19 protein-coding genes are annotated in these 21,189 nt (G+C 72.3%); 11 read left to right on the plus strand and 8 right to left on the minus strand.

Annotation, left to right across the window (positions count from 1 at the left end; translation table 11 throughout):
* The first annotated feature begins 78 nt into the window (after positions 1-78).
* From ACTOQ1_RS23340 to ACTOQ1_RS23355, 4 genes are all read left to right on the plus strand, one after another.
* Positions 79-1,536 (plus strand): FAD-binding oxidoreductase, encoded by a 1,458-nt coding sequence (locus ACTOQ1_RS23340; protein WP_440070135.1) that lies wholly within the window; start codon positions 79-81, stop codon positions 1,534-1,536.
* Complete coding sequence (locus ACTOQ1_RS23345; RefSeq protein WP_440070136.1) at positions 1,536-2,843, plus strand: FAD-binding oxidoreductase; 1,308 nt, start codon at positions 1,536-1,538, stop codon at positions 2,841-2,843. Before ACTOQ1_RS23340 ends, ACTOQ1_RS23345 begins: the two co-directional genes overlap by 1 nt.
* 1 nt (position 2,844) lies before the next feature.
* The gene (locus ACTOQ1_RS23350; RefSeq protein WP_440070137.1) at positions 2,845-4,092 is read left to right on the plus strand and encodes a (Fe-S)-binding protein; all 1,248 of its coding nucleotides are present in this window, start codon (positions 2,845-2,847) and stop codon (positions 4,090-4,092) included.
* 97 nt (positions 4,093-4,189) lie between these two features.
* Complete coding sequence (locus tag ACTOQ1_RS23355; protein ID WP_440070138.1) at positions 4,190-4,960, plus strand: IclR family transcriptional regulator; 771 nt, start codon at positions 4,190-4,192, stop codon at positions 4,958-4,960.
* A gap of 171 nt (positions 4,961-5,131) precedes the next feature.
* Here ACTOQ1_RS23355 and ACTOQ1_RS23360 read toward each other — a convergent pair whose 3' ends face one another.
* Entirely contained in the window at positions 5,132-6,061 is a 930-nt protein-coding gene (locus ACTOQ1_RS23360; protein ID WP_440070139.1) for an SPFH domain-containing protein, read from the minus strand.
* Between the two features lie 201 nt (positions 6,062-6,262).
* Between ACTOQ1_RS23360 and ACTOQ1_RS23365 the strand changes: the two genes are divergently transcribed.
* Positions 6,263-6,862, plus strand: a complete 600-nt coding sequence (locus ACTOQ1_RS23365; protein WP_440070140.1) for an RNA polymerase sigma factor — start codon at positions 6,263-6,265, stop codon at positions 6,860-6,862.
* On the plus strand, positions 6,859-7,938 hold the full coding sequence (locus tag ACTOQ1_RS23370; RefSeq protein ID WP_440070141.1) for a CU044_5270 family protein: 1,080 nt from the start codon (positions 6,859-6,861) through the stop codon (positions 7,936-7,938). The genes ACTOQ1_RS23365 and ACTOQ1_RS23370 overlap by 4 nt, the downstream gene beginning before the upstream one ends.
* Positions 7,939-8,097: 159 nt before the next feature.
* Here ACTOQ1_RS23370 and ACTOQ1_RS23375 read toward each other — a convergent pair whose 3' ends face one another.
* On the minus strand, positions 8,098-8,634 hold the full coding sequence (locus ACTOQ1_RS23375; RefSeq protein WP_440070142.1) for a hypothetical protein: 537 nt from the start codon (positions 8,632-8,634) through the stop codon (positions 8,098-8,100).
* Positions 8,635-8,727: 93 nt separating this feature from the next.
* Here ACTOQ1_RS23375 and ACTOQ1_RS23380 point away from each other — a divergent pair, with 93 nt between their 5' ends.
* Together ACTOQ1_RS23380 and ACTOQ1_RS23385 are read left to right on the plus strand one after the other, a co-directional pair.
* A complete protein-coding gene (locus ACTOQ1_RS23380) occupies positions 8,728-9,411 on the plus strand; it encodes a response regulator transcription factor (RefSeq protein WP_440070143.1) in 684 nt (227 codons plus the stop codon).
* Complete coding sequence (locus ACTOQ1_RS23385; protein ID WP_440070144.1) at positions 9,408-10,667, plus strand: HAMP domain-containing sensor histidine kinase; 1,260 nt, start codon at positions 9,408-9,410, stop codon at positions 10,665-10,667. Before ACTOQ1_RS23380 ends, ACTOQ1_RS23385 begins: the two co-directional genes overlap by 4 nt.
* 24 nt (positions 10,668-10,691) lie before the next feature.
* On the opposite strand, the gene ACTOQ1_RS23390 is transcribed toward ACTOQ1_RS23385, so the two are convergent.
* Both ACTOQ1_RS23390 and ACTOQ1_RS23395 read right to left on the minus strand, forming a co-directional pair.
* Positions 10,692-12,554: a CheR family methyltransferase gene (locus ACTOQ1_RS23390; RefSeq protein WP_440070145.1), complete on the minus strand. Its 1,863-nt coding sequence runs from the start codon at positions 12,552-12,554 to the stop codon at positions 10,692-10,694.
* Between the two features lie 31 nt (positions 12,555-12,585).
* Entirely contained in the window at positions 12,586-13,593 is a 1,008-nt protein-coding gene (locus ACTOQ1_RS23395; RefSeq protein ID WP_440070146.1) for a chemotaxis protein CheB, read from the minus strand.
* 99 nt (positions 13,594-13,692) lie between these two features.
* On the opposite strand from ACTOQ1_RS23395, the gene ACTOQ1_RS23400 reads away from it, so the two are divergent.
* The 3 genes from ACTOQ1_RS23400 to ACTOQ1_RS23410 all read left to right on the plus strand — a co-directional run bounded on the left by ACTOQ1_RS23400 (position 13,693) and on the right by ACTOQ1_RS23410 (position 15,876).
* On the plus strand, positions 13,693-14,568 hold the full coding sequence (locus tag ACTOQ1_RS23400; protein WP_440070216.1) for an STAS domain-containing protein: 876 nt from the start codon (positions 13,693-13,695) through the stop codon (positions 14,566-14,568).
* A gap of 177 nt (positions 14,569-14,745) precedes the next feature.
* Positions 14,746-15,360, plus strand: a complete 615-nt coding sequence (locus tag ACTOQ1_RS23405; protein WP_440070147.1) for a hypothetical protein — start codon at positions 14,746-14,748, stop codon at positions 15,358-15,360.
* 135 nt (positions 15,361-15,495) lie between these two features.
* Positions 15,496-15,876, plus strand: coding sequence for a PepSY domain-containing protein (locus ACTOQ1_RS23410; RefSeq protein WP_440070148.1), 381 nt, complete (start codon positions 15,496-15,498; stop codon positions 15,874-15,876).
* On the opposite strand, the gene ACTOQ1_RS23415 is transcribed toward ACTOQ1_RS23410, so the two are convergent.
* The 4 genes from ACTOQ1_RS23415 to dapF all read right to left on the minus strand — a co-directional run bounded on the left by ACTOQ1_RS23415 (position 15,877) and on the right by dapF (position 21,162).
* Complete coding sequence (locus ACTOQ1_RS23415) at positions 15,877-16,557, minus strand: HNH endonuclease family protein (protein WP_440070149.1); 681 nt, start codon at positions 16,555-16,557, stop codon at positions 15,877-15,879. It lies immediately after the preceding gene.
* 204 nt (positions 16,558-16,761) lie between these two features.
* Complete coding sequence (locus tag ACTOQ1_RS23420; protein ID WP_440070150.1) at positions 16,762-17,520, minus strand: SDR family NAD(P)-dependent oxidoreductase; 759 nt, start codon at positions 17,518-17,520, stop codon at positions 16,762-16,764.
* A 252-nt stretch (positions 17,521-17,772) separates the two neighbouring features.
* The gene (locus tag ACTOQ1_RS23425) at positions 17,773-20,049 is read right to left on the minus strand and encodes a tetratricopeptide repeat protein (protein WP_440070151.1); all 2,277 of its coding nucleotides are present in this window, start codon (positions 20,047-20,049) and stop codon (positions 17,773-17,775) included.
* Between the two features lie 306 nt (positions 20,050-20,355).
* Positions 20,356-21,162, minus strand: coding sequence for a diaminopimelate epimerase (gene dapF, locus ACTOQ1_RS23430; protein WP_440070152.1), 807 nt, complete (start codon positions 21,160-21,162; stop codon positions 20,356-20,358).
* Between the last annotated feature and the right edge of the window lie 27 nt (positions 21,163-21,189).

Raw genomic sequence — 21,189 nt, forward strand, 5'->3', positions numbered from 1 at the left:
GCCGGCGGGCACCGGCGGCGCCGGTCCGCCGGGCACGCCGGGCACGCCGGGCACGCCGGGCACGCCGGAGGAGGAACGATGTCGACGAAGACCCTGGACGAGCCGGCCCGCAGGTTCGAGGAACTCCTCGGCCCCGGGTCGGTCATCACCGATCCCGTACGGCTGCGCACCTACGAGTGCGACGGGCTGACCCACCACCGGGTCACCCCCGGCGTCGTGGTGCTGCCCGAGAGCGCCGAGCAGGTCGCGGCCGTGGTGAGGATCTGCAACGAGTACGGCCTGCCGTTCGTGGCCAGGGGCGCCGGGACGGGACTGTCGGGCGGCGCCCTGCCACGGGCCGACGGGGTGCTGGTCGTGACCTCGAAGATGCGGCGGATCCTCTCCGTCGACCTGCCGAACCGGCGGGCGACCGTGGAGCCGGGGGTCACCAACCTGGCGATCACCGAGGCCGTCCGCGACCTGGGCTACTACTACGCGCCCGACCCCTCCAGCCAGCAGGTCTGCACGATCGGCGGCAACGTGGCGGAGAACTCCGGCGGCGCGCACTGCCTGAAGTACGGCTTCACCGTCAACCACGTGGTCGGCCTGGAGATCGTCACCCCCGACGGCGACATCGTCGAGCTCTCGGACACCGACCCCGGCTACGACCTGCTGGGCGCGTTCGTCGGCTCGGAGGGCACCCTCGGCATCGCGACCAAGGTCGTCGTACGGCTGAGCAGGCTGCCCGAGTCCGTCACGACGCTGCTCGCGGCGTTCGAGGACATCGAGCGGGGCGGGCAGGCGGTGTCGGCGATCATCGGCGGCGGCATCGTGCCCGCCGCGATCGAGATGATGGACGCCCTCGCCGTCGAGGCGGCCGAGGCGGCCGTGGCGTGCGCCTATCCCGAGGGCGCGGGGGCGGTGCTCATCGTGGAGCTGGACGGCCCCGCCGAGGAGGTCGCGCACCAGTTCGGCGAGGTGACGCGGATCTGCCGGGAGAGCGGCGCGTTCGAGATACGGGTCGCCGACGACCCGGCGGAGCGGGCCGCGATCTGGCGGGGCCGCAAGTCGGCGTTCGCCGCGGTGGGCCGGATCAGCCCCGCCTACATCGTCCAGGACGGCGTCGTCCCCCGGACCGCGCTGTCCGGGGTGCTGGCGAGCATCGACGCTCTCTCCCGCGAGTACGGCATCAGGGTGGCGAACGTCTTCCACGCCGGTGACGGCAACCTGCACCCGCTGGTGCTGTTCGACGACGCGGAGCCGGACGCGGAGGAGAGGGCGGAGATCGTCTCGGGGAGGATCCTCGACCTGTGCATCGAGCACGGCGGCTCCATCACCGGCGAGCACGGCGTCGGCGTGGACAAGTCCCGATATATGACCAAAATGTTCTCCGAGGACGATCTCAACACCATGCAGCTGGTGCGCTGTGCCTTCGACCCCCGCGGCCTGTCGAACCCGGGCAAGATCTTCCCGACCCCCCGGCTGTGCGGCGAGGTCCCCGGGGTCCGCAAGGGCGTGCACCCGCTGGTCGAGTCGGGACAGGCGGAGCAGTTCTGATGGGAGCACCGCTGGAGGCGGCTTTGACGGCACCGGTGAAGACACTGAGGGCGCTGAAGGCGCTGCGCGAGACGGGCGTGACGATCAGGGAGGCGACCGCCGACGACGCGGTGGGCGGGGTGCGGTCGCGCTGGGTGGCCCTGCCGGAGAACACCGGGGAGGTCGCCGCGCTGATGCGCGTCTCGGCCGCGCACGACCTGGCCGTGGTCCCGGTGGGAGACGGCACCAAGCTCGACTGGGGCAATCCTCCCGAACGGTGCGACCTGCTGATCGACACCTGCTGCCTGCTCCTGGGGAACGGGTCGGGGGTCGAGCACTCCTCGGGCGACCTCGTGGCGCGGGCCGGCGCGGGGCTCCCCCTCGACGTCCTCGACGACACGCTCTCGCGATCGCGGCAGGAACTCGCCCTGGACACCCCCCTGGGCACCGGCACGGTCGGCGGCACGCTCGCCACCGCGGTCGCCGGGCCCCGCAGGTTCCGCTACGGCACCGCCCGCGACCTGCTGATCGGCATCACGGTCGTGCTGGCCGACGGCACGATCGCCACCTCTGGCGGCACCGTCGTCAAGAACGTCGCGGGCTACGACCTGGGCAAGCTCTTCACCGGCTCGTACGGCACGCTCGGCGTCATCACCGAGGCCGTCTTCCGCCTCCACCCGGTCCCGGCCGGCCGCCGCTGGGTCAGCGTGGACCTGCCCGCCTCCATCGGGCCGGGTTCTCCCACGGCGAAGGACTCGTTGTCCGCGCTGGTCGCCGAACTCGCGGCCTCGCAGGCCGAGCCGAGCGCCGTCGAGCTGGACTGGCCGGACCTCACCGGCGTGCCCACCGTGTCCGCGCTCGTCGAGGGGGTGGCGGCCGGCGCCCGGGCCGAGGCCGTACGCAAGACGATGGACGAGTGCGGGAGCGCGCGGATCACCACCGAGGCGCCCGCCTGGTGGACGGCGCCGCCCGGCGAGGAGGTGCTGCTGGAGCTGCGGGTCCCGCCCGCCGCCGCGTACCCGGCGCTGCGGGCGGTCGCCGCCCGCGGGCTGCCCGCGCGCGTGCGTGGGTCGGTGGCCTCCGCCGTCCTGCTGGTCGCCTTGCCGGAAGATGTCGGAGAGGCGGAGTTCGCCGGGTTCGTGATGGGCGTACGCGACGACCTCCGGCGGCTCGGCGGCGGGCTGACGGTGCTCGCCGCGCCCGCCGCCCTCGCCCGCGGGATCGACCGCTGGGGCCCGTCGGGCGCCCTGCCGCTGATGCGACGGGTCAAGGAACGGTTCGACCCCGGCCGGAGGATGTCCCCCGGCCGGTTCGCGGGAGGGATCTGACGTGGACCCTGAGCTGATCAACGACTGCGTGCACTGCGGGTTCTGCCTGCCCTCGTGCCCGACGTACGTCCTGTGGGGCGAGGAGATGGACTCCCCGCGCGGCCGGATCCACCTGATGAAGCAGCACGTCGAGGGCACCCCGCTGACGCCGGAGATGGCCGGGCACTTCGACGCGTGCCTGGGGTGCATGGCGTGCGTGACCGCCTGCCCGTCCGGGGTGAGGTACGACCGTCTGATCGAGCAGACCCGGGCCGAGGTGGAGCGGGTGCACGTGCGGGAGCCGGACGACAGGGCGCTGCGGGCGCTGGTCTTCCAGCTCTTCCCCTATCCCCGGCGGCTGCGGGCGATGCGCCTGCCGCTGCGGCTCAGCGCCGGGCTGCGCCGGGCGGTCGCGCCGAGGCTGGAGCGGGTCAACCCGTCCCTGGCGGCGATGGCCGACCTCGCTCCCCCGGCCGCGGCCAGGGTGCGGCTGCCGCACCGGGTCGCGGCGCGGGGGACGCGCAGGGCCACGGTCGGGATGCTCACCGGCTGCGTGCAGGGGGAGTTCTTCCCGCAGGTCAACGAGGCCACGGCGCGGGTGCTCGCGATGGAGGGCTGCGACGTGGTGATCCCGCCCTCGCAGGGCTGTTGCGGGGCGCTGTCGCTGCACTCCGGCCAGGAGAGGCAGGCCCTGCGGTTCGCGAAGCGGACGATCACCACCTTCGAGCGGGCGGGCGTCGACACGATCGTGGTCAACGCCGCCGGCTGCGGGTCGACGATGAAGGACTACGCGGAGATCCTCGAGAGCGAGGGCGAAGACTGGGCGGACAGGGCGCGGGCGATCAGGACCGTCGACCTGGCGGAGTATCTCGTCGCGCTCGGCCCGGTGGCCGAGCGGCATCCGCTGCCGCTCACCGTGGCCTACCACGACGCCTGCCACCTGGCCCACGCCCAGGGGATACGGTCGGAACCCCGAAAGCTCCTGGACGGCGTCCCCGGCCTGGAGCTGAGGGAGATCGCCGAGTCGGCGATCTGCTGCGGCTCGGCGGGGACCTACAACCTGTTCCAGCCGGAGACCGCGAGAGACCTCGGTGACCGCAAGGCGGAGCGGGTGCTCGCCACCGGCGCCGACCTGCTGGTCTCGGCCAACCCCGGCTGCACCATGCAGATCGCCGCGGCGATCCGCCGCCGGGGCGCCGAACCCGTCCCCGTGGCGCACACCGCCCAGGTCCTCGACGCCTCGCTGCGCGGACTGGCGAGGGTGCCGTGAGCGGGGGTTCGGTGAGCGGGTGCCCGGTGAGCGGGGGTTTCGTGAGCGGGTGCCCGGTGAGCGGCCCGCGCGGCCGGTGCGGGATCGAGGGGGGCGCATGAGCGCGGTGCAGTCGGTCGACCGGGCGCTGGACGTGCTGGAGGCGCTGGCCGAGCGGGGCGGCGAGGCCGGGCTCTCGGAGATCGCGGCCGGCACCGGGCTGCCGTACGGGACGATCCACCGGCTGCTGCGCACGCTCCTCGCCCGGGGCTACGTACGCCAGGAGTCCGACCGCCGCTACGCCCTGGGCGGCGCGCTGGTGCGGCTCGGCGGGGTGGCCGAGCGCATGGTCGGCGTGTGGGCGCAGCCGTACCTGACGAGGCTGGTCGAGCTGTCGGGCGAGACGGCCAACCTGGCGGTGCTGGAGGGTGACTTCGTGGTCTACGTCGCCCAGGTGCCCTCGCCGAGGCGGCTGCGGATGTTCGCGGAGGTCGGCAGGCGGGTGCTGCCGCACAGCACGGCCGTGGGGAAGGTCCTGATGGCCGGCAGGGCGGACACCGAGGTGGCGTCGCTGGTCGAGCGGACCGGCATGCCGCGCAGGACCGCCAACACGATCACCGACCTGCCCGGGATGCTCGCCGAGCTGGAGCGGGTGCGAGAGCACGGGTACGCGATGGACCTGGGCGAGGAGGAGCTGGGCGTGCACTGCCTGGCGGTGGGCGTACGGGACGGGGCGCGGACGATCGCCGCGCTGTCGGTGTCCGGACCGGCCGAGCGCATCACCGCGCTCGACCGGCGGGACCTCGCCGAGGGCATGCGCAGGATCGCGCACGACTTCGGCGCCGAGCTGGGCCCGGTCATGCCCGACCGGGCGGACCGCACATCGTGAGCCGGTCCCCCGCCCCGGCGGATACGGCGTGAGGCGGCCACGAGATCATCCGGCGGCGGCCGCAGGACGAGGATTCCGGGGACGGGCACACCCTCTGCCCTGACTCCCCGGCGACTCCCCGGCCGCCCGCTTCCTGCGGCGGCCGCCGGGCGAGGGTTCCGGGCGCCGGGGTCAGCGGCCCTGAGGGGTGATGTTGAGGTCGCTGCCCTGCGGCACCGGCACCACGCTGACCTGCCCCTTCTGGATGGCCTGCCAGAGCACGGCGCCCTGCGGGCCGAGAACCCTGACCAGGTCCTTGATCGATTCGATCTCGGTGCGGACCTTGGCGTTGCGCTGGGTCTGCGCGACGTTCTCAGCCTTGGCCGCCTGCTCCGAGGCCAGCGCGGCGACCAGCGCCTCCGGCGGCTCGGGCTTCTGGATGGTCAGGGAGATGTCACCGCACTGCCCGCTGCCCCCGTAGTTCTGGTTGCAGAAGTAGTCGCCCCCGGCCGTCGCCTTGATGAACTCCCTGGCGAGCTGGCCGACCCGCGCCTCCCAGGCCTGCTTCACCTTCGGATCGTTGAACAGCCCCCGCCACTCGAACTCCTGCGAGGCGGCGTCCAGCGCGCGGTCCAGCGGCACCCGCATGTAGATGTTGAGCATCCGCCGCCAGCCGTCGGACGACTCACCCTCCTCGTAGTAGGCGCGGAACTTCAGCCCGATCTTCTCGTGGAACTGCTGGAGCGTCCTGCAGTCGGTGTTCAGCGTGAACGTCGCCACCCCGGACACGGTCATCTCCACGTTGTCCTTGGAGACCACGGACAGCGGCTTGGACTCGGCGTCGTCTGCCCCGGAGAAGTCGAAGGTCCGCTGGCCGAACGGGTAGGAGTACCCGTTGTCGCCGGGGCCGAGGAGCGTGGCGCCGCTGGAGGGGTTGATGCACTTCTCGAACTTGATGGCCTCCAGGACACCGCCCGCGTAGTGCAGGACCACCTCGTCGGGCTGGGTGCTCACCCGCGAGCACGCGCTGAGGGCGAACCCGGAGACCACCAGCAGGGCGACCGCGAGGAGGAACCCCTTCAGCAACAACCGCCTGCCGCCACCGGCCTTCTGAGCGCTCATCATCTCTCCCTTTGCACCCGTTTCGTGAAGGCGGAGCCTAGTGGCGGCCGATCACGGACGGTGGGGCCTCCGGCGACTCGACGCCCAAGGGAGACATATACATCTATGGAACCCGATGCAGGTGACCGGCGGAGTAGGAGGTGAGGGCGCGGACGCGCTCCGGTAAGGATGCACCGTGACAACGACTGGACGAAGCGGGTGGTGACACTGGGTCTCCCCCGGCGGACCGGGGCCTTCCCGCCGCCCACACCCGCCGACGACACGGCCGACGCGACACTGATCGGGGAGTCCCTGACGGACCCCGACCGGTTCGCGGGGCTCTTCGACCGCCACGCCGACGAGATCCACCGGTACGTGGCGCGGCGGCTGGACGACGTGACCACGGCCGACGACGTGACGGCCGAGACATTCCTCGTGGCCTTCCGCAAGCGGGCCGGGTACGACCTCGGCCGTGCCGACGCCAGACCCTGGCTGTACGGGATCGCCTCCAACCTGATCTCCGGTCACCGCAGGTCGGAGACCCGCAGGCTGAAGGCGCTCGCCCGGCAGGCTCCCGAGCGCGCGGCCGAGTTCGAGGACCGCAGCGCCGAGCGCGTCACCGCCGACCGGCTCAGGCCCGCCCTCGCCGCCGCGCTGGCCGGGCTCGGCTCCGCCGAGCGGGACCTGCTCCTGCTGGTGGCCTGGGCCGACCTGACCTACGAGGAGGCCGCGCAGGCGCTCGGCGTCCCGATCGGGACCGTCAGGTCCCGCCTCTCCCGCACCCGGACCAAGATCCGCCGCTCCCTGGAGTCGCACAGATGAACGACGACGAGATCCAGCTGGTGGCCGCCATCCGGCCCGAGGCTTCCCCGTACGACGACCAGGCGAGGCAGGCGGCCCGGAGGGGGCTGGTCGCGGCCGCCGCGCCGCGGGCCCGGGGTTGGCGGCCGCGGTGGCGCGGACCGTACGCGATGGCCCTGGCCGGGGCGCTCGCGGTGGCGGTGGGGGCGACCGCGATCACCCTGACACGGGCTCCCGGCGGTTCGCCGGGCCCCGTGGAGGAGGTCGTGGTGACGATGCCCGAGATCGTCGCCGTCTCGGCGGGCGAGGTGCTCGACAGGGCGGCGCGGGCGACCGTACAAACGGACCTGGCGCCGCGTGACGACCAGTTCGTCAAGGTCGAGTCGGAGACGATGTACGGCTTCTACGGCGACGAGGCCACGAACGCGGAGACGGGGGAGGCCGGCGGGGAGACCCGCTACCTCTACCGGACCAAGCGGGCCATCTGGCTGTCTGCCGATGGGACGAGGAACGGCGTGGTGCGGATCGAACACCTGGAGCCCAAGGCCTACCCGGGCTGGCCGATCCCCGAGAGCGCGTACGAGCGGACCGGCGTCGAGACGCTCCCGCTGGTGAACTGCGGGAAGACCCCCGACTACATGCGCACCGACCACGCCGCGCTCAAGAAGCTCCCCACGGACGTCGAGGGGATGCGCGCCCACCTCTACACCGGCGACCGGGGTGGCAACTCCAAGGACGAGGCGGCCTTCACCGCGGCGGGCGACATGCTCAGGGAGACCTACCTGCCTCCGGCGCAACGGGCGGCGCTGTTCAAGGCGGTGGGCACCATCCCCGGGGTCGACGTCACCGAGCGGGCCGAGGACGCGGCGGGACGCCACGGGATCGGCGTCGGCAGGGTCGGCGTCGGCGGCGTCAGGGAGGATCTGATCTTCGACGCGAAGACGTACGAGCTGCTCGGCGAGCGCGGGATCGTGGTCGACGAGAAGGCCGCCAGGTCTCCCAAGGGGAGCCTGGTCGCCTCGACCGCCCGGCTCTCGGTCACCGTGGCCGACGAGGCTCCCGAGGTGGAGATCACGGACGCGGACAGATGCGGCTGACAGCCGCCCTCCCGGTCCCGCCCGCACCGCGGGCCCGGGGTTCCCGGCGCCGCTGACCGGCCGGACGGTGCGCGAGACGGGCCTCCGGGTCTCCGGCCCCGCCTGCCGGCCGGGCGGTGCGCGAGACGGGCCCGGAGTTACCGGCCCCGCCCTCCGGGGTCAGGCGTGCACGCGGTGGACGGGTGATCCGTCGGCCGCGCAGTGGAGCTCGACCTTGACCTCGTCCTCCTCGGACTCGAACTCGACGCGGGCCCGGCCGGCGGGTCCGCGCTCGACGTCGTCGGCCTGGAATCCCTGGGCGGGGCTCCAGGACCGGAGGGTGACCAGGCCGTTCTCGCACCGGGCGATGACCTTGCCGCCCACCGTGGTGATCAACCGGCTCTTGCCGGGCTCCGCGGCGGGCGTGGCGGTGGTGGTGACGGTGACGGTCGGCGCGGGAGTGGGCCCGGCGGGGTCCGGGGTGCCCTCGGCCGGAGGAGCGGACGGGGGGACGGAGGGCGGAACGGACGGGGGAAGGGCGTTGGGCAGGGACGAGGCGAGGGCGAGCGCCTCGTCGACCTCGGCGGCGGAGAGCGGCCGGAGCCCGGTGTCCGTCAGCGGCTCGCTGAGCCGGTCGATCACCGCCACCCCCACTCCGATCGCGAGGAGCCCGGTGATCAGCCACCCGGCCACGACCAGGGAAAGACGCTTGCGCATGCCCTCACTGTGCCACCGGAAACGATAAGACAACGCTAAGGAGCCGCTAACCCGCTTTTGACGCGGTACGGAAGGGGGCTAACGTGACGGCAAATGTCGAACGTGCTGCTCATCGAGGACGACGTCGCGATCCGCACCTCCCTCACCCGGGGCCTGCGCGACCGCGGCCACGCCGTGTCGTCCGCCCCCGCCGCTCTCGACGGCCTGCGGCTGGCCGTCGAGGAACGCCCCGACCTGGTCGTCCTCGACCTCGGTCTGCCCGACATGGACGGCCTGGACCTGCTGCGGATGCTCCGCGCGGTGAGCCGGGTCCCGGTGATCGTGGCGACCGCGCGCGACGGCGACGCGGAGATGGTCAGGTTGCTGGACGCGGGTGCCGACGACTACGTGGTCAAGCCGTTCAGCGCGGCCCAGCTCGACGCGCGGATCCGCGCGGTGCTCCGGCGGGTGGCCGGTGAGAGCCGCGCCGACAGCGCGGTCACCGTGGGGGGCCTGCGGATCGACCCGCGCACCCGGGAGGCGACCCTGGACGGGACGCCGCTGGACCTGAGCCCCCGGGAGTTCGACCTGCTCCACTACCTGGCGGCCCGGCCCGGCGAGGTGATCACCAAGCGGGAGCTGCTCACCCACGTCTGGCAGATCCCCTACGGCGGAGCCGACAAGACGGTGGACGTCCACCTCTCCTGGCTGCGCCGCAAGCTGGGCGAGACGTCCCAGGAGCCCCGCTACCTGCAGACCGTCAGGGGTGTCGGCGTGCGACTGGCCGCCCCGGCATGAGGCGCTGGCTGACCCTGCTGGTCGCGGCGACCACCTCCCTCGTGCTGATCGCGCTGCTGGTCCCGCTGGCCCTGCTGGTCCGCACGGTGGCGGTGAGCGGGGCGGTCAGCGAGGCCGAGAGCGAGGCCGAGTCGGTGGCGGTCGTGGTCGGCGCGGTGGACACCGAGACCCTGCGGCTCACCGCGGAGCAGGCCGAGCATCCGGTCACGGTCTTCCTCCCCGGCGGCGAGGTGATCGGCGATCCCGCCCCGCGCTCCGCCGCCGTGGAACTGGCCTCCCGCGGTCGCAGCGTCACCGCCGCCGCCCCCGGCGGGCGGGAGATCCTGGTCGCGGTCCAGGGGGCACCCGGGGGTACGGCGGTGGTCCGGGTGTTCCTGGACGACGGCCGCCTGACCAGGGGCGTGCCCCAGGTCTGGGCCGGGCTGGCGGCGCTCGGCCTGGCCCTGGTCGGGCTGGGCGTGCTGGTCGGCGACCGGCTGGCCCGCGCGGTGATCAGGCCGATCACCGCGCTGGCCGGGGTGTCGCACCGGCTCGCGGCGGGCGATCTGTCCGCCAGGACGGTGCCCGACGGCCCTCCGGAGGTGCAGGCGGTCGGTGTCGCCCTCAACCACCTGGCCGAGCGCATCACCGGCCTGCTCGCGGAGGAGCGGGAGAGCGCCGCCGACCTGTCCCACCGGCTGCGCACCCCGCTGACCGGGCTGAGGCTGGAGGCCGAGTCGCTGGCCGATCCCGAGGAGTCGGCCAGGATCGAGGCGAGGGTGGACGCCCTGGAACGCGCCGTCACCTCGGTGATCACCGAGGCCAGGCGGCGGGGGCGGGAGCGGGCCGAGTGCGACGCGGCGGCGGTGACCGGAGCGCGGGTCGCGTTCTGGTCGGTGCTCGCCGAGGACCAGTCGCGGCACTTCACCCTCGACCTGGCCCCCGGCCCGCTGCCGGTCGGGGTCGCCGCGGACGACCTCGCCGCCTGCGTGGACGCCCTGCTCGGCAACGTGTTCGCGCACACGCCGGAGGGGGTCTCGTTCTCCGTACGGCTGGAGGCGACCGGCGGCGGCGCGCTGCTGACCGTCGCCGACGCCGGTCCCGGCTTCGCCACGCCCGACCCGTCGCAGCGCGGCGAGAGCGGTGCCGGGTCGACCGGTCTCGGCCTCGACATCGCCCGCCGGACGGCGGAGTCGGCGGGTGGCTCGCTGTCCCTGGGGGCCTCCCCCGAGGGCGGGGCGAGCGTGATCCTGTTCCTGCCCGCCGTCACGCCCTGAGGCCGGGGGCGGGAGACCGGCCTCCTACCCCTGCTGAAGGAGGTTCATCACCATGATCACTCCATGGGGCGACATGTCGTCGGTGTGCAGGAGGGAGAGCTCGACGTTGAGCCGGGCGGGGCGTCCCCTCCGGTTCACGCCGTCCAGGGTGACGGCGTCGGCGCGGCCGTTCCCCGGCTCGGGCCCCGCCTCCAGCATCCGCTGAGCCCTGGTCAGAAGCTCCCCGACGGGGAGGCCGATGTCGAGGGAGGCCAGCCGGCAGCCGATCGCCTCGTCGGCGCGGAGACCCCACAGCTCCTCGGCTCCCGGGCTCCAGACCAGCACCCGCATGTCGGTGTCGATCACGGCCACGGCGTCGCCGAGGCTGCGCACCACCGAGGAGACGAGGAGGGTGGCCCGCTTGAGCTCGTCACTGCGGGAGTTGAGGGTGTCGTTGATCTGCTGGAGCTCGTCGTTGGTCGACTGCAGCTCCTCGTTCATCGTCTCCAGCTCCTCGTTCGTGGACTGCAGCTCCTCGTTGGTGGTCTCCAGCTCCTCGTTCGTGGACTGCAGCTCCTCGTTGGTGGTCTCCAGCTCCTCGTTGGTCGACTGCAGCTCCTCGTAGGCGTGCTCCAGCTCCCGGTTCGTCTGCTCCAGCCGGTCGCGGAGCTGGCGGTAGCGCGTCACGTCGTGGAAGGTGACGCCGACGCCGACCAGCTCACCGCCCGGTTCCAGGAGCGGGACGACGGCGATGTCGAAGACGCTCGGCTCCGGCGTGTTCGGCCGGTGCCAGGTGACGTCCTGCAGCTCGGCGACGCGCAGGTCCAGCTCCACCTGCTCGATCACCGAGCGGAGCTCGACCGGCCGGTAGGACACCTCCAGGTCCTGGAACGGCCGCCCGATGTCCCGGGGGTTGAGGTTGAAGAGCAGTTCGGCGCGCGAGTTCGCCAGGGCGAGGTTCCTGGAGCGGTCGAGCGCGATCTGCGCGACCGGGCCGGTGGCGAGCGCCGCCGCCTGCAGCACCGTGTGCCGCACGTACGGGCGGGTCTGCGACACGCCGGCACCGGGGGCCCAGGTGGTCCTGCTGCCCGGCGGCGGCGATCCGATCTTCTTGAACAGCCTCATCCGGAGGTTCACCGGCTCGAACCTGTCGCTGTGGTTCAGCAGCATCTCCGCCTTGCCCAGGAAGAGGTAGCCGGGGTCGGAGAGCGCGAAGTGGAACCGGCGCACGATGCTGAGCTGGGTCTCGCTGTTGAAGTACATCAGCGTGTTGCGGGCCAGCAGGAGGTCGACCCGGGAGATCGGCGCGTCGCGCGTGAGATCGTTGCGACCGAAGATCAGCTGGCGTCGCAGGTCGCGCCGGAACGCGAAACCGGCCTCCACCGGCTCGAAGTAGGTCTGGCGCAGATCTTCCGGCACCTCGGCGAGCTGCCGCTCGCTGTACACGGCCGCCCGCGCCGTCTGGAGGGCCTTCTGGTCGAGGTCCGTGGCGTATATCTTCACCCGCTCGCGGAAATCGTCCATGCCGAGCTCTTCGGCCAGCACCATCGCGAGGCTGTAGGCCTCCTCGCCCGTCGCGCAGCCGGCGCTCCAGATCCGGATCACCTTGCCGGGCCCCTTGCTCGCCAGCAGGCTGGGGATCACGGTCTCGCGGAGCGTCTGCCAGGCCGCCGGATCGCGGAAGAAAGCGGTGACGTTGATCAGCAGGCTGTCGAAGAGCCGGTTGAACTCCTCGGGTTCCAGCTCCAGATAGTCCCGGTACTCGCCGTAGTCACGGAGCTTGAGCGCCTCCAGACGCCTGCTGATGCGGCGCATGAGGGTGGTGCGCTTATATCCCGTGAAGTCGAAGCCGCGCGTCTCCTTCAACATGAGCAGGAGGTCGTCGAATTCACGTTCGTCGCCGGGCATCACACTCCCAGCCTAGGCCCGTCACCGACCGCTACGTGAGGGCAAGGGTGTCCCCGGTGCCGCCGATGCGGCTTTGTAGCATTCGCATCGTCTCCAGTGCCTGCCTGGTCTGCTCGGCGTCCTCCAGCAGCCGCCGCGACGAGTGTCTCCTTCCCTGGGCCTCCGCGCGCTCCAGCATGCGCTCCAGCATGCGCAGCCGCTCCTCCAGCCGCAGGACCGCCGTCCACAGCGCCCGCTCCACGGCCTCGGCCTGGCTCGCGGCCATGCCCTGCGGGGACCATCCGTGACCCACCCGGCAGCCGTAGTGGGCCTCGCCGCCGCTCTTCGCCTCGTACACGGGCCCGCCGCACTCCGGGCAGCTCAATCCGGTGAGATCGCCCCCGTACGGGCCGATCTCACTGGACAACAGGTAGAGGGCGACCTCTTTCTCGATGCCCGGATCCTTCACGACCTCGTCCTCGACGATCGTGCGACTCTGCCGCACGATCCACTCGGCGATCTCCTCCACCGGGAACGCCTCCGCGCTCCGTGCCGCGGCCAGGGCGGCACGGGGCATCCCGTCGAACGCGCTCTGCCGGGGATCCTGGACGGCGACCGTGCCGAGATGGCGCTCCACCACGGCGCACCCCCTCGCCCCGTCGTCGAGCGTGCCGCTCAGCACGACGGCGAGCGTACGGGGACCCGCGTCCAGCGCGGCGCTGAGGAAAAGCGGGTCGGCGGCCGGCCGGTGACCGTTGTAGCGGGGGCCGCGCGAGAGCCTGATCTCGCCGCCCCGGACCATCAGGTGGCGGTCGGGAGGCGCCACGTAGACCCGGCCGTGCCGCAGGGGCTCGCCGTCTCCCGCGGTGGCGGCCTCCAGCGGCCCGGCCCGGTCGAGGATCCCCGCGAGACTGCTCCCCGCGCGGGGGGGCAGGTGCAACACCACGAGGACGGAGGCGGCGAGATCGCCGGGCAACCGGGCGAGCAGGGCGCGCAGAGCCTCCACGCCACCGGCCGAAGCCGCGACGACCACCACATCACGCCCGCTGGAACCTGCCACATTTAGCTTTTATCCCGTCGGGACCCATTCATACTGGGGAACCGTAGGATTGTCGGCGGGGCCTCTGAAAGACCCTTGAAGGGTATGGCCAATATGGATATGTCGGTGTATGTCATTCATCAATATGGTGACACGGCTCTGGTGGCCGTGATGGGCGAGATAGACGCCTTCAACTGCCGGCTGCTGGAGTCGGAGCTGGAGTCGCTCATGCTCGGAGGCATACGACACATCCTCGTGGACGCCGGCGAGCTGCTCTTCTGCGACGTCAGCGGGGCCCGGGCGCTGGAGCGGATTCACGAGGGTCTCCGCGCGGCCGGAGGAGAGCTGTTCGTCGTCCCCTCCCCGACCGTGGTCCGGCTGTTCACCGTGCTCTGGGGAGCGCAGGAGCCCGAGCACCCCGGCCTGGTCGACACCTCCGGCCTGGACGATTTCCCCGAGATCCCACCGCTCCCCTCGCGGCACGTCCCGGCCCTGCGGCGCATCGGCGGCAGACGCCGCACCCACCGGGACGCCACCCGGCGCGCCGGGATCCCGGATTCCGAGGAGCCCCTCCTACCGGACGCCACCCCGCCGGAGCACACCTCCCCCTGGGAGCAGGAGAGCACGACGCTCCGGGGGCGCATCGCCTCCCTCAAGGAGAGCACGCAGCCCCGGGCCGAGCCGGACCCGGGACACCCGCCCGCCGAACGCGCGGCGCACCCGGCGCTGGAGAGGGCCGCGCGGCTGAGGCGGGAGGCGGCGGCACGCCTGGAGACGCTCCACCTCCAGACGCAGACGACCTGCGCGACGCTGGCCGAGATCCACGACCGGATGGCCACCCTCCAGGCCGGGCTGGACACCCACCTCGCGATGCGGGCCGCGGTGAGGCTGGCCTGCGACGACCACGTCGACCGGGCGCAGGCGGATCGGACGCGCGAGCTCGCCGCCTCCTTCCCGGCCGGATCCGACCGAGGCTTCCATGCCGGGACCGGCTGAGACTTCCCGGCCGGATCCGGCCGAGGCGCACCGCGGCCGGGTCGCCGAGCGGATGATCAGGCGCCCTCGCGGTTATCCGCGGCCATGCCGGAAAGCATGATGTCGTGACTTTTCCGCTTCCCTGAGGAAGGGGAGTTCCGCTGAGCCGCTACCGCGGCTCCACGAAGGGCAAGCCGTATGGCGGGCGATCCCGAGATCCACGACAGCTCAGACGCCCACGACGAGCCACAGGACGAGCGCCGCGAGGCCCGCAGGGAGTGGGGCGAGCGCACTCGCGAGCGCATCGCCCAGGCCGGGGAGCGGGCCGGGCAGGCCGCCGAGCGCCGGCACGAGCTCGCCCGCGGCGAGACCGCGCCGATGTCACGCGCCTCCCCGCCGCCCCCGCCGCCCCCGTCCCCGTCGCCCCCCGCGCTTCCCTCGTCCTCCGGCTCACTCTCACCCCCCGAGTCACTCTCGTCACGCGCCGAGCGGATGGACCGCATCGAGCGGACGGACCGGGCCGACGCCCACCTGGGAAAGGCGCGCCTGCGGGCCGACCAGGCCAGGGAGCGCGCGGTGGCCGGATACCGGTCGGCGGCCCAGGCCCACCGGAACGCGGCCGCGAGCCACGACCGGGCCGCGGCGGCGGGAAGCGGGGACGCGGAGACCCACCGGCTCCAGGCGCTGACGCATCGCCGCCAGGCCGCCGCCGACGAACACCGGGCGTCCATGGCCGAGCGGGCGGGCCCCGATCCCCGGAAAGACGACCCCGGGAATCTCCGGAAAGACGACCCCGGGCGGACCGGCCCCTGACGCGGTCTTCCTGAAGTGGCCTACGAACCTGAAGTGGCGTACGAGAACGCGCCGGAATTCAGCGACGGGCCGAACTCGCCTTTGGTTAACGGTCCCTTAGCGCACCCCTAGCAAAGTCTCCGCAAATCTTGGCATATGACACGAATTGCCAAGATTACTGTCGGAACCCTCGCGACCGCCGCCCTCCTGATCGGTGGAGGCGGCATCGCTCTCGCCGCGCAGCCGGACAGCGCGGCGATCACCGCCACCGCGGCCGGCACCGGTGCGACCGCGACCGGCGCCACGGGCACGGCCGCCGCACCGGTCACCACCTCGGCGGGCATCTCCTCCCGCAAGGCCGTGCAGATCGCCAGGAAGCGCGTTCCCGGGGCGCGCGTCGGCAAGGTCGAGCGCGAGTGGGAGCACGGCCGGCGGGTCTGGAAGGTCGAGCTGCACAGGGGCGCCTGGGAGTACGACGTCTACGTGTCGGCGAAGACCGGAAAGATCATCAAGTTGAAGCGCGACCACGACGACTGATCAGCAGGACTTGAGAACGGACTCCATGGCGTCCTTCTCGCCGGACGTCACCCACAGGTCGTACTTGACCTTCACCCTGATCTGACGCTCGACGTAGGGGCACCGGTAGGCGCGGCGCGGCGGCAGCCAGGTCGCCGCGTCTCCGGCGCCCTTCTGGCTGTTCAGCGGCCCGTCCACGGCCAGCAGGTTCAGCGGGTCGTTGGCGAGCTCCTTCCGCTTGGACTCCGACCACTGCTGGGCGCCCTTCTGCCAGGCGTCGGCGAGCGCGACCACGTGGTCGATCTGCACCGCCATGCTGGTCCGCGTCCCGCGCTCGAACTTGATGGTCTTGCCGCTGTACGGATCCTCGAGAATTCCGGACTGCACGACGCAGCCGTCCTCGCCCTTCTTGAAGACCTCTTCCTTCAGGTCGCGAATGAGAATGTCGTTGCGGGTGTCACAGCCGTTCCCGTCGACGTCCGACCACGCGGAACCGAATTCGTCGCGGTCGAACCCGGTCATCGAGGCGCGCCCCTTGACCTGCAATTTCTTCAGATCCTTGAGCGCCTCGGACGCGGATTTCCCCCCGCCGGAGGACTGCGCCCCGTCGTCCACGCCTCCGCCCGGCACCGGGCCGCAGCCCGCCACCGCGAACGCGATCGTCGCGACGACCACACCTCGTACCAGCGCAGTCCGCACCATGCCACCTCTCACGCGCGTCACTCTCTGAAGCGGCAAATTACCTCAGATAACGTCCTCAATCTTAAAAGCCTCAAGCAGTCTTTGGGGGGACGCGAGAATTTCCGGCGCATCAATTCCCGCCTTAACGACATCCCTCGCATGACCTGCACAAATACCCTTACAAGCGCGCCACGGTCACCGGACCAGGTGATCACCCCCTGGAGATCAGGTGATCAGGATCCCGCCGTCGACCGGGATCACCGCACCGGTGACGTACGAGGCGGCGTCCGAGGCGAGGAAGATCGCGGCGGCGACGAGCTCGGCCGGATCGCCGGGCCGCCTCATCAGCACCCGGTGCTCAAGGTGCCAGGTCAGATAGCCCTCCGCGTACTGGTCGGTCATCTCCGAGGCGAAGAAACCCGGCTCAAGGCAGTTGACCCGGATGCCGCGCCGTCCCGTCCACTGCTGGGCGAGATCGCGCGTGAGGCCGACGACCCCCGCCTTGGAGGCACTGTAGGCGGCCTGCGGCAGCCCGGCGGTCGTCTCGCCCAGGATGCTCCCGACGTTGACGATCGAGGAGCCCGGCCGCATGAGCCTGGCGCAGGCCTGCGCCATCCAGTAGGTGCCGTGCAGGTTGACGTCCACGACCTGGCGGAACTGCTCGGGCGTCTCCTTCAGCGCCGGGACCGCCGAGCCCACACCGGCGTTGTTGATCAGAACGTCCACCGCGCCCAGCTCGGCCACCGCCGCCTCGGCCAGCGCCTGGCAGTCCTCCGGCCTGGTCACGTCGGTGGCGAGGGCCACGCATCGCCTGCCGGTCTCCTCGACCAGGGTGCGGGTCTCCTCAAGGCGGTCCTTCCTGCGGGCCCCGATCACGATGTCCGCGCCCGCCTCGGCCAGGCCCCTCGCGAACGCGACCCCCAGCCCTGAGGACGCGCCGGTGACGATCGCGACCTTGCCGTCCAGCCGGAATCGTTCCAGCATCCGGATTCTCCTTCGTCCGCCCAATGCGCCGAATGAGATTCTAGTGACCGCGACGAGAATCGCCCGCGAGGATTCTCCTCACGGGCGACGCGTCGTCCTGTGCGGCCGACGGCCCGAGCGGTGCACGGACGGTACGGTTTCCCGGGCTCCGAGGTGGTCAGGAAGGAGCCGCCTCCCCTTTTCCCAGACCGGACGACTTTTCCGAGACCGGACGACGCCACGGGCCGCCGGGCGCGGCCGTGGCGAGCCGTCCTACAGGCCGTACTCCTTGGTGATCCTCTCGTGCCGCTCCACCTCGACGTCGACGGCCTTGGCCAGGTCGAGCCAGGCCAGCGGGTGCACCCAGCGCTCGGTGGCGTCGTCCAGCAGCGCGTCGAGCTCGACCGGGCTGACGTCCGGCGGGACCGCGATCCAGCCGAACACGCCGGGCAGCGGCTCGCCCGAGGTCGGGTGGTTCACGGTGTAGTTGTCGTCGCTGTAGACCCACATCGGCCAGCCGCGCTCGGCCATGACGTCGTTGAACTCCGTCCAGTCGGCCTGACTGGGAGCGGCGCCGTCGAAGAACCAGCTGGTGTAGCCGCCCGGACGGAGCATGCTGACCGCCGCGAAGGGCGGGACGAAGTTCTCCTGCTCCTCGGCACTCTCCGGGATCGGCTCGAGCAGCTGCGGCTCGAAGACGACCAGGTCACCCGCGTTGTACTCCATGCCGGGAGGCTGGGGAATGGCCAGGCGCGCCGTCGCGGGGCCGGTGCGCACGCTCAGGACCTGGCGCTGGCTGCCGTCGGGGGCGGGAAGGATGATGCGCACCAGGCCCATCTCCTCCTCGATCGGCCCCTCGCTCGACTGCAGCGGCATCCCGATCTTGGCGGCGCCCAGGCGGACGGTCTCCCAGTCTTCGGCGGCCGTCGCCATGACGACCATCCGCCAGACGTCCTGCTGCTCGATCTCCCCGGAGTCGAGGAGGTCGCGCAGGATGCCCGCGCCCTTGGCGTTGTCGCCGAGCTGCTGCACCGCGGCCGACCACAGGCGGGCCGCCTCGATGCCGGCGCCCGCGGCGAACGCCGCCTCTCCCTCGGCCGCCGCCTGCTCCCAGCGCTCCCGCGCGGTGTACAGGCGGCCCAGGGCGAGGTGACGCTGCGCGTCGGGCAGCCGCTCGGCCATCTGCTCCAGGCGCTCGTCCTGACGCGCCTCGATCAGCAGGCCACTGAGGTACGCGGCGTCCTGCGGGTCGGCGTTCTCGATGTCGCCGGACTCGACCAGCATGGTCCAGTAGATGTCCGCGCCCCTGGCCGGGTAACCGAGGAAGCCCAGCGTGGTGGTGTGGCGCCGGGTGGCCTCCACGTCACGGCCGGACAGCGGGGTCAGCCAGCCCACCCAGCGCTCCGGGTCGGCGTTGAAGCCGTCGGCGGCGTCGAAGGAACCGACCAGCTCCGCCTCGGGGCTCGGCGCCTGAAGCGGGGTGGCCTCGTCCGCGGCTGCGCGCAGCTCGGCGATCCGCTTGGCGATGTCGCCGGCGTTCCTGAGCTCGCCGGCCGCCGACTCCGCGAGGTCGGCCAGGAGGCGCGCCTGCCAGAGTCCCTGGCGTGCGACCGCCAGGTGCCCGGCGACGAGCGACAGCTCGACCCGGGCGCGGTAGCCGCCCATCATGGCGAAGTAGTCGATCCACTGCTTGAGCACCCGGCCCAGCTGCCAGGTGTTGGTGATCTGCGCCGTTCCGGCGAGCGCGCGGATGGCGTACGACCACTCCACCCAGACGCGGGGGTGGTCGCCCACCACGTCGAGGTCGGGCAGGGCGTCGACGGACTCCTGCACCCGGTCGAGGGTGGCGAGCACGAGCGCGCGGAGCACTCCCTCGCGGTGTTCCTTGGCCACCGGGTCGTCGGGCTTGAAACCGGTCGCGGCGTCGAGCGCGGTGAGCGCGTCCTCGGCGCGGCCGGCGGCCAGCAGCGCGCGGGCCGAGGCGGCCCCCAGCTCCCAGCTCGCCTCGCGGCCCGCGCCGCCCAGCGCCGCCACCGCGGTCTCGGCGTGCGAGATCGCCTCATCGACCCGGCCGGCGTCGACCAGCGCCGCGACGTAGTGCTCGGCGACGGAGGCGAAGGCCAGCGAGTCCGGCTCGACGTCCAGCGCCGAGAGCGCGGCCAGCCGCTCGGCGGCGTAACCGGGACCGTCGGCGTTCGCCTGCGCGATGGCCAGCGCCACGACGGCGCCGGGCACGGCCGGGCACTCTCGCACGTCCTCCCGCTTGGTGAACTCCACCAATGCCTCGGCGTCGGCGATCGCGACCGTCCCCTGCGCGCGGTTGCCGACGCGGCCGATCAGGTGCCAGTAGCGGGCGTAGAACTCCAGCCAGGGCAGCCGCAGGTTCTCCGCCTGCTGCGCGATGGCGGGCGCGAGCACGTCGAGCTGCGCGTATCGGCCTTCCAGCGCCTGCGCGGGCACATCTCCGATCGCCATAGCCAGACCGGTGTTACCTGCTTCATGCAGTTGCCGCTGGGTGTCGCCCACCCAGGCCCAGATGTCCACGTCCATGAGACGTCAGTCTGCCAGGTCGGCGAGCATGCCCCAAACGGCTTGGGCGATCCCGCACGACCTCGAGGCCTCACGGTATGGTCCCGCGCACGTGCGGATGAGCGCGATCCCGCCGTGCGCGAGGCCCGCGACGGTACCGCGGGGGTCACGGAAGATTCACCCGTACGCCCCGCGGCGTGACCTCGGCGGACACGACGCGCCCGCGGTGGACGCCGCGCGGGTCACGGGGGATCCGAGGTCCCGCGCGCGTCGGAGCGTGCCCTCACCGGACGCGACCGGCGGGAAGCGGCAGGTGGCGCGCACGGCTCAGAGCGTGACCTCACCGGACGCGACGAGGACGGCGGGACCCGCCAGGTAGCTGGTGCGCTCGTCGAGGGTGACGGTGACGGTGCCGCCGAGCACCTCCACCGCCCAGGTGCCGCTGGTCTCACCGGCCAGCCGCGCGGCGGCCACGGCCGAGGCGACGGCGCCGGTGCCGCAGGACCTGGTCTCGCCCGAGCCGCGCTCGAAGACCCGCATGACGACCCGGCGCGCGCCCACCGGATTGAGCAGCTCGATGTTGACCCCGGCGGGGAACACCTCGGGGTCGAACGCGGGCTGGTGGCTCAGGTCGAGCTGGGCCACCGGGTCACCGATGACGCAGGCCAGATGGGGGTTGCCCATGTCGACGTGGAGACCCTCGTACTCGTGGCCCGCGACGGTCGTGCGGCTCGACCCCAGCACCCGGGGCGGGCCCATCTCGACGGTCACGTCACCCGTCTCCGCGAGCCGCACCCGCTTGACGCCCCCCCTGGTCGCGATGCCGAACTCCCCCGGCGCGGCGAGGCCCGCGTCGACCAGGTATCGGGCGAAGACCCGCGTCCCGTTGCCGCACATCTCGGCGATGCCGCCGTCGGCGTTGCGGTAGTCCATGAACCACTCGGCCTCGCCCGCCTGGCCGGACACCTCCGGGCAGAGCTTCGTCCGCGTCACGCGCAGCACGCCGTCCGCGCCGATCCCCGCGCGCCGGTCGCACAACGCCACCACGAGCGTCGCGGGCAACTCCAGCTCACCGTCCGGGTCGGGGAGGATGACGAAGTCGTTCTCGGTGCCGTGTCCCTTCGCGAATCGCATGTGACCAACTCTATCCAGGCACGCGTC

Source organism: Streptosporangium sp. OZ121, from assembly GCF_051918885.1.
Lineage (GTDB): Bacteria > Actinomycetota > Actinomycetes > Streptosporangiales > Streptosporangiaceae > Streptosporangium.

Coding starts and splice junctions, on each gene's coding strand:
- ACTOQ1_RS23340 (WP_440070135.1), top strand. CDS start 79: ATGTCGACGAAGACCCTGGACGAGCCGGCCCGCAGGTTCGAGGAACTC.
- ACTOQ1_RS23415 (WP_440070149.1), bottom strand. CDS start 16,557: ATGGTGCGGACTGCGCTGGTACGAGGTGTGGTCGTCGCGACGATCGCG.
- ACTOQ1_RS23360 (WP_440070139.1), bottom strand. CDS start 6,061: ATGAGCGCTCAGAAGGCCGGTGGCGGCAGGCGGTTGTTGCTGAAGGGG.
- ACTOQ1_RS23410 (WP_440070148.1), top strand. CDS start 15,496: ATGACACGAATTGCCAAGATTACTGTCGGAACCCTCGCGACCGCCGCC.
- ACTOQ1_RS23355 (WP_440070138.1), top strand. CDS start 4,190: ATGAGCGCGGTGCAGTCGGTCGACCGGGCGCTGGACGTGCTGGAGGCG.
- ACTOQ1_RS23385 (WP_440070144.1), top strand. CDS start 9,408: ATGAGGCGCTGGCTGACCCTGCTGGTCGCGGCGACCACCTCCCTCGTG.
- ACTOQ1_RS23380 (WP_440070143.1), top strand. CDS start 8,728: ATGTCGAACGTGCTGCTCATCGAGGACGACGTCGCGATCCGCACCTCC.
- ACTOQ1_RS23425 (WP_440070151.1), bottom strand. CDS start 20,049: ATGGACGTGGACATCTGGGCCTGGGTGGGCGACACCCAGCGGCAACTG.
- ACTOQ1_RS23405 (WP_440070147.1), top strand. CDS start 14,746: ATGGCGGGCGATCCCGAGATCCACGACAGCTCAGACGCCCACGACGAG.
- dapF (WP_440070152.1), bottom strand. CDS start 21,162: ATGCGATTCGCGAAGGGACACGGCACCGAGAACGACTTCGTCATCCTC.
- ACTOQ1_RS23390 (WP_440070145.1), bottom strand. CDS start 12,554: ATGCCCGGCGACGAACGTGAATTCGACGACCTCCTGCTCATGTTGAAG.
- ACTOQ1_RS23370 (WP_440070141.1), top strand. CDS start 6,859: ATGAACGACGACGAGATCCAGCTGGTGGCCGCCATCCGGCCCGAGGCT.
- ACTOQ1_RS23345 (WP_440070136.1), top strand. CDS start 1,536: ATGGGAGCACCGCTGGAGGCGGCTTTGACGGCACCGGTGAAGACACTG.
- ACTOQ1_RS23400 (WP_440070216.1), top strand. CDS start 13,693: ATGTCGGTGTATGTCATTCATCAATATGGTGACACGGCTCTGGTGGCC.
- ACTOQ1_RS23375 (WP_440070142.1), bottom strand. CDS start 8,634: ATGCGCAAGCGTCTTTCCCTGGTCGTGGCCGGGTGGCTGATCACCGGG.
- ACTOQ1_RS23420 (WP_440070150.1), bottom strand. CDS start 17,520: ATGCTGGAACGATTCCGGCTGGACGGCAAGGTCGCGATCGTCACCGGC.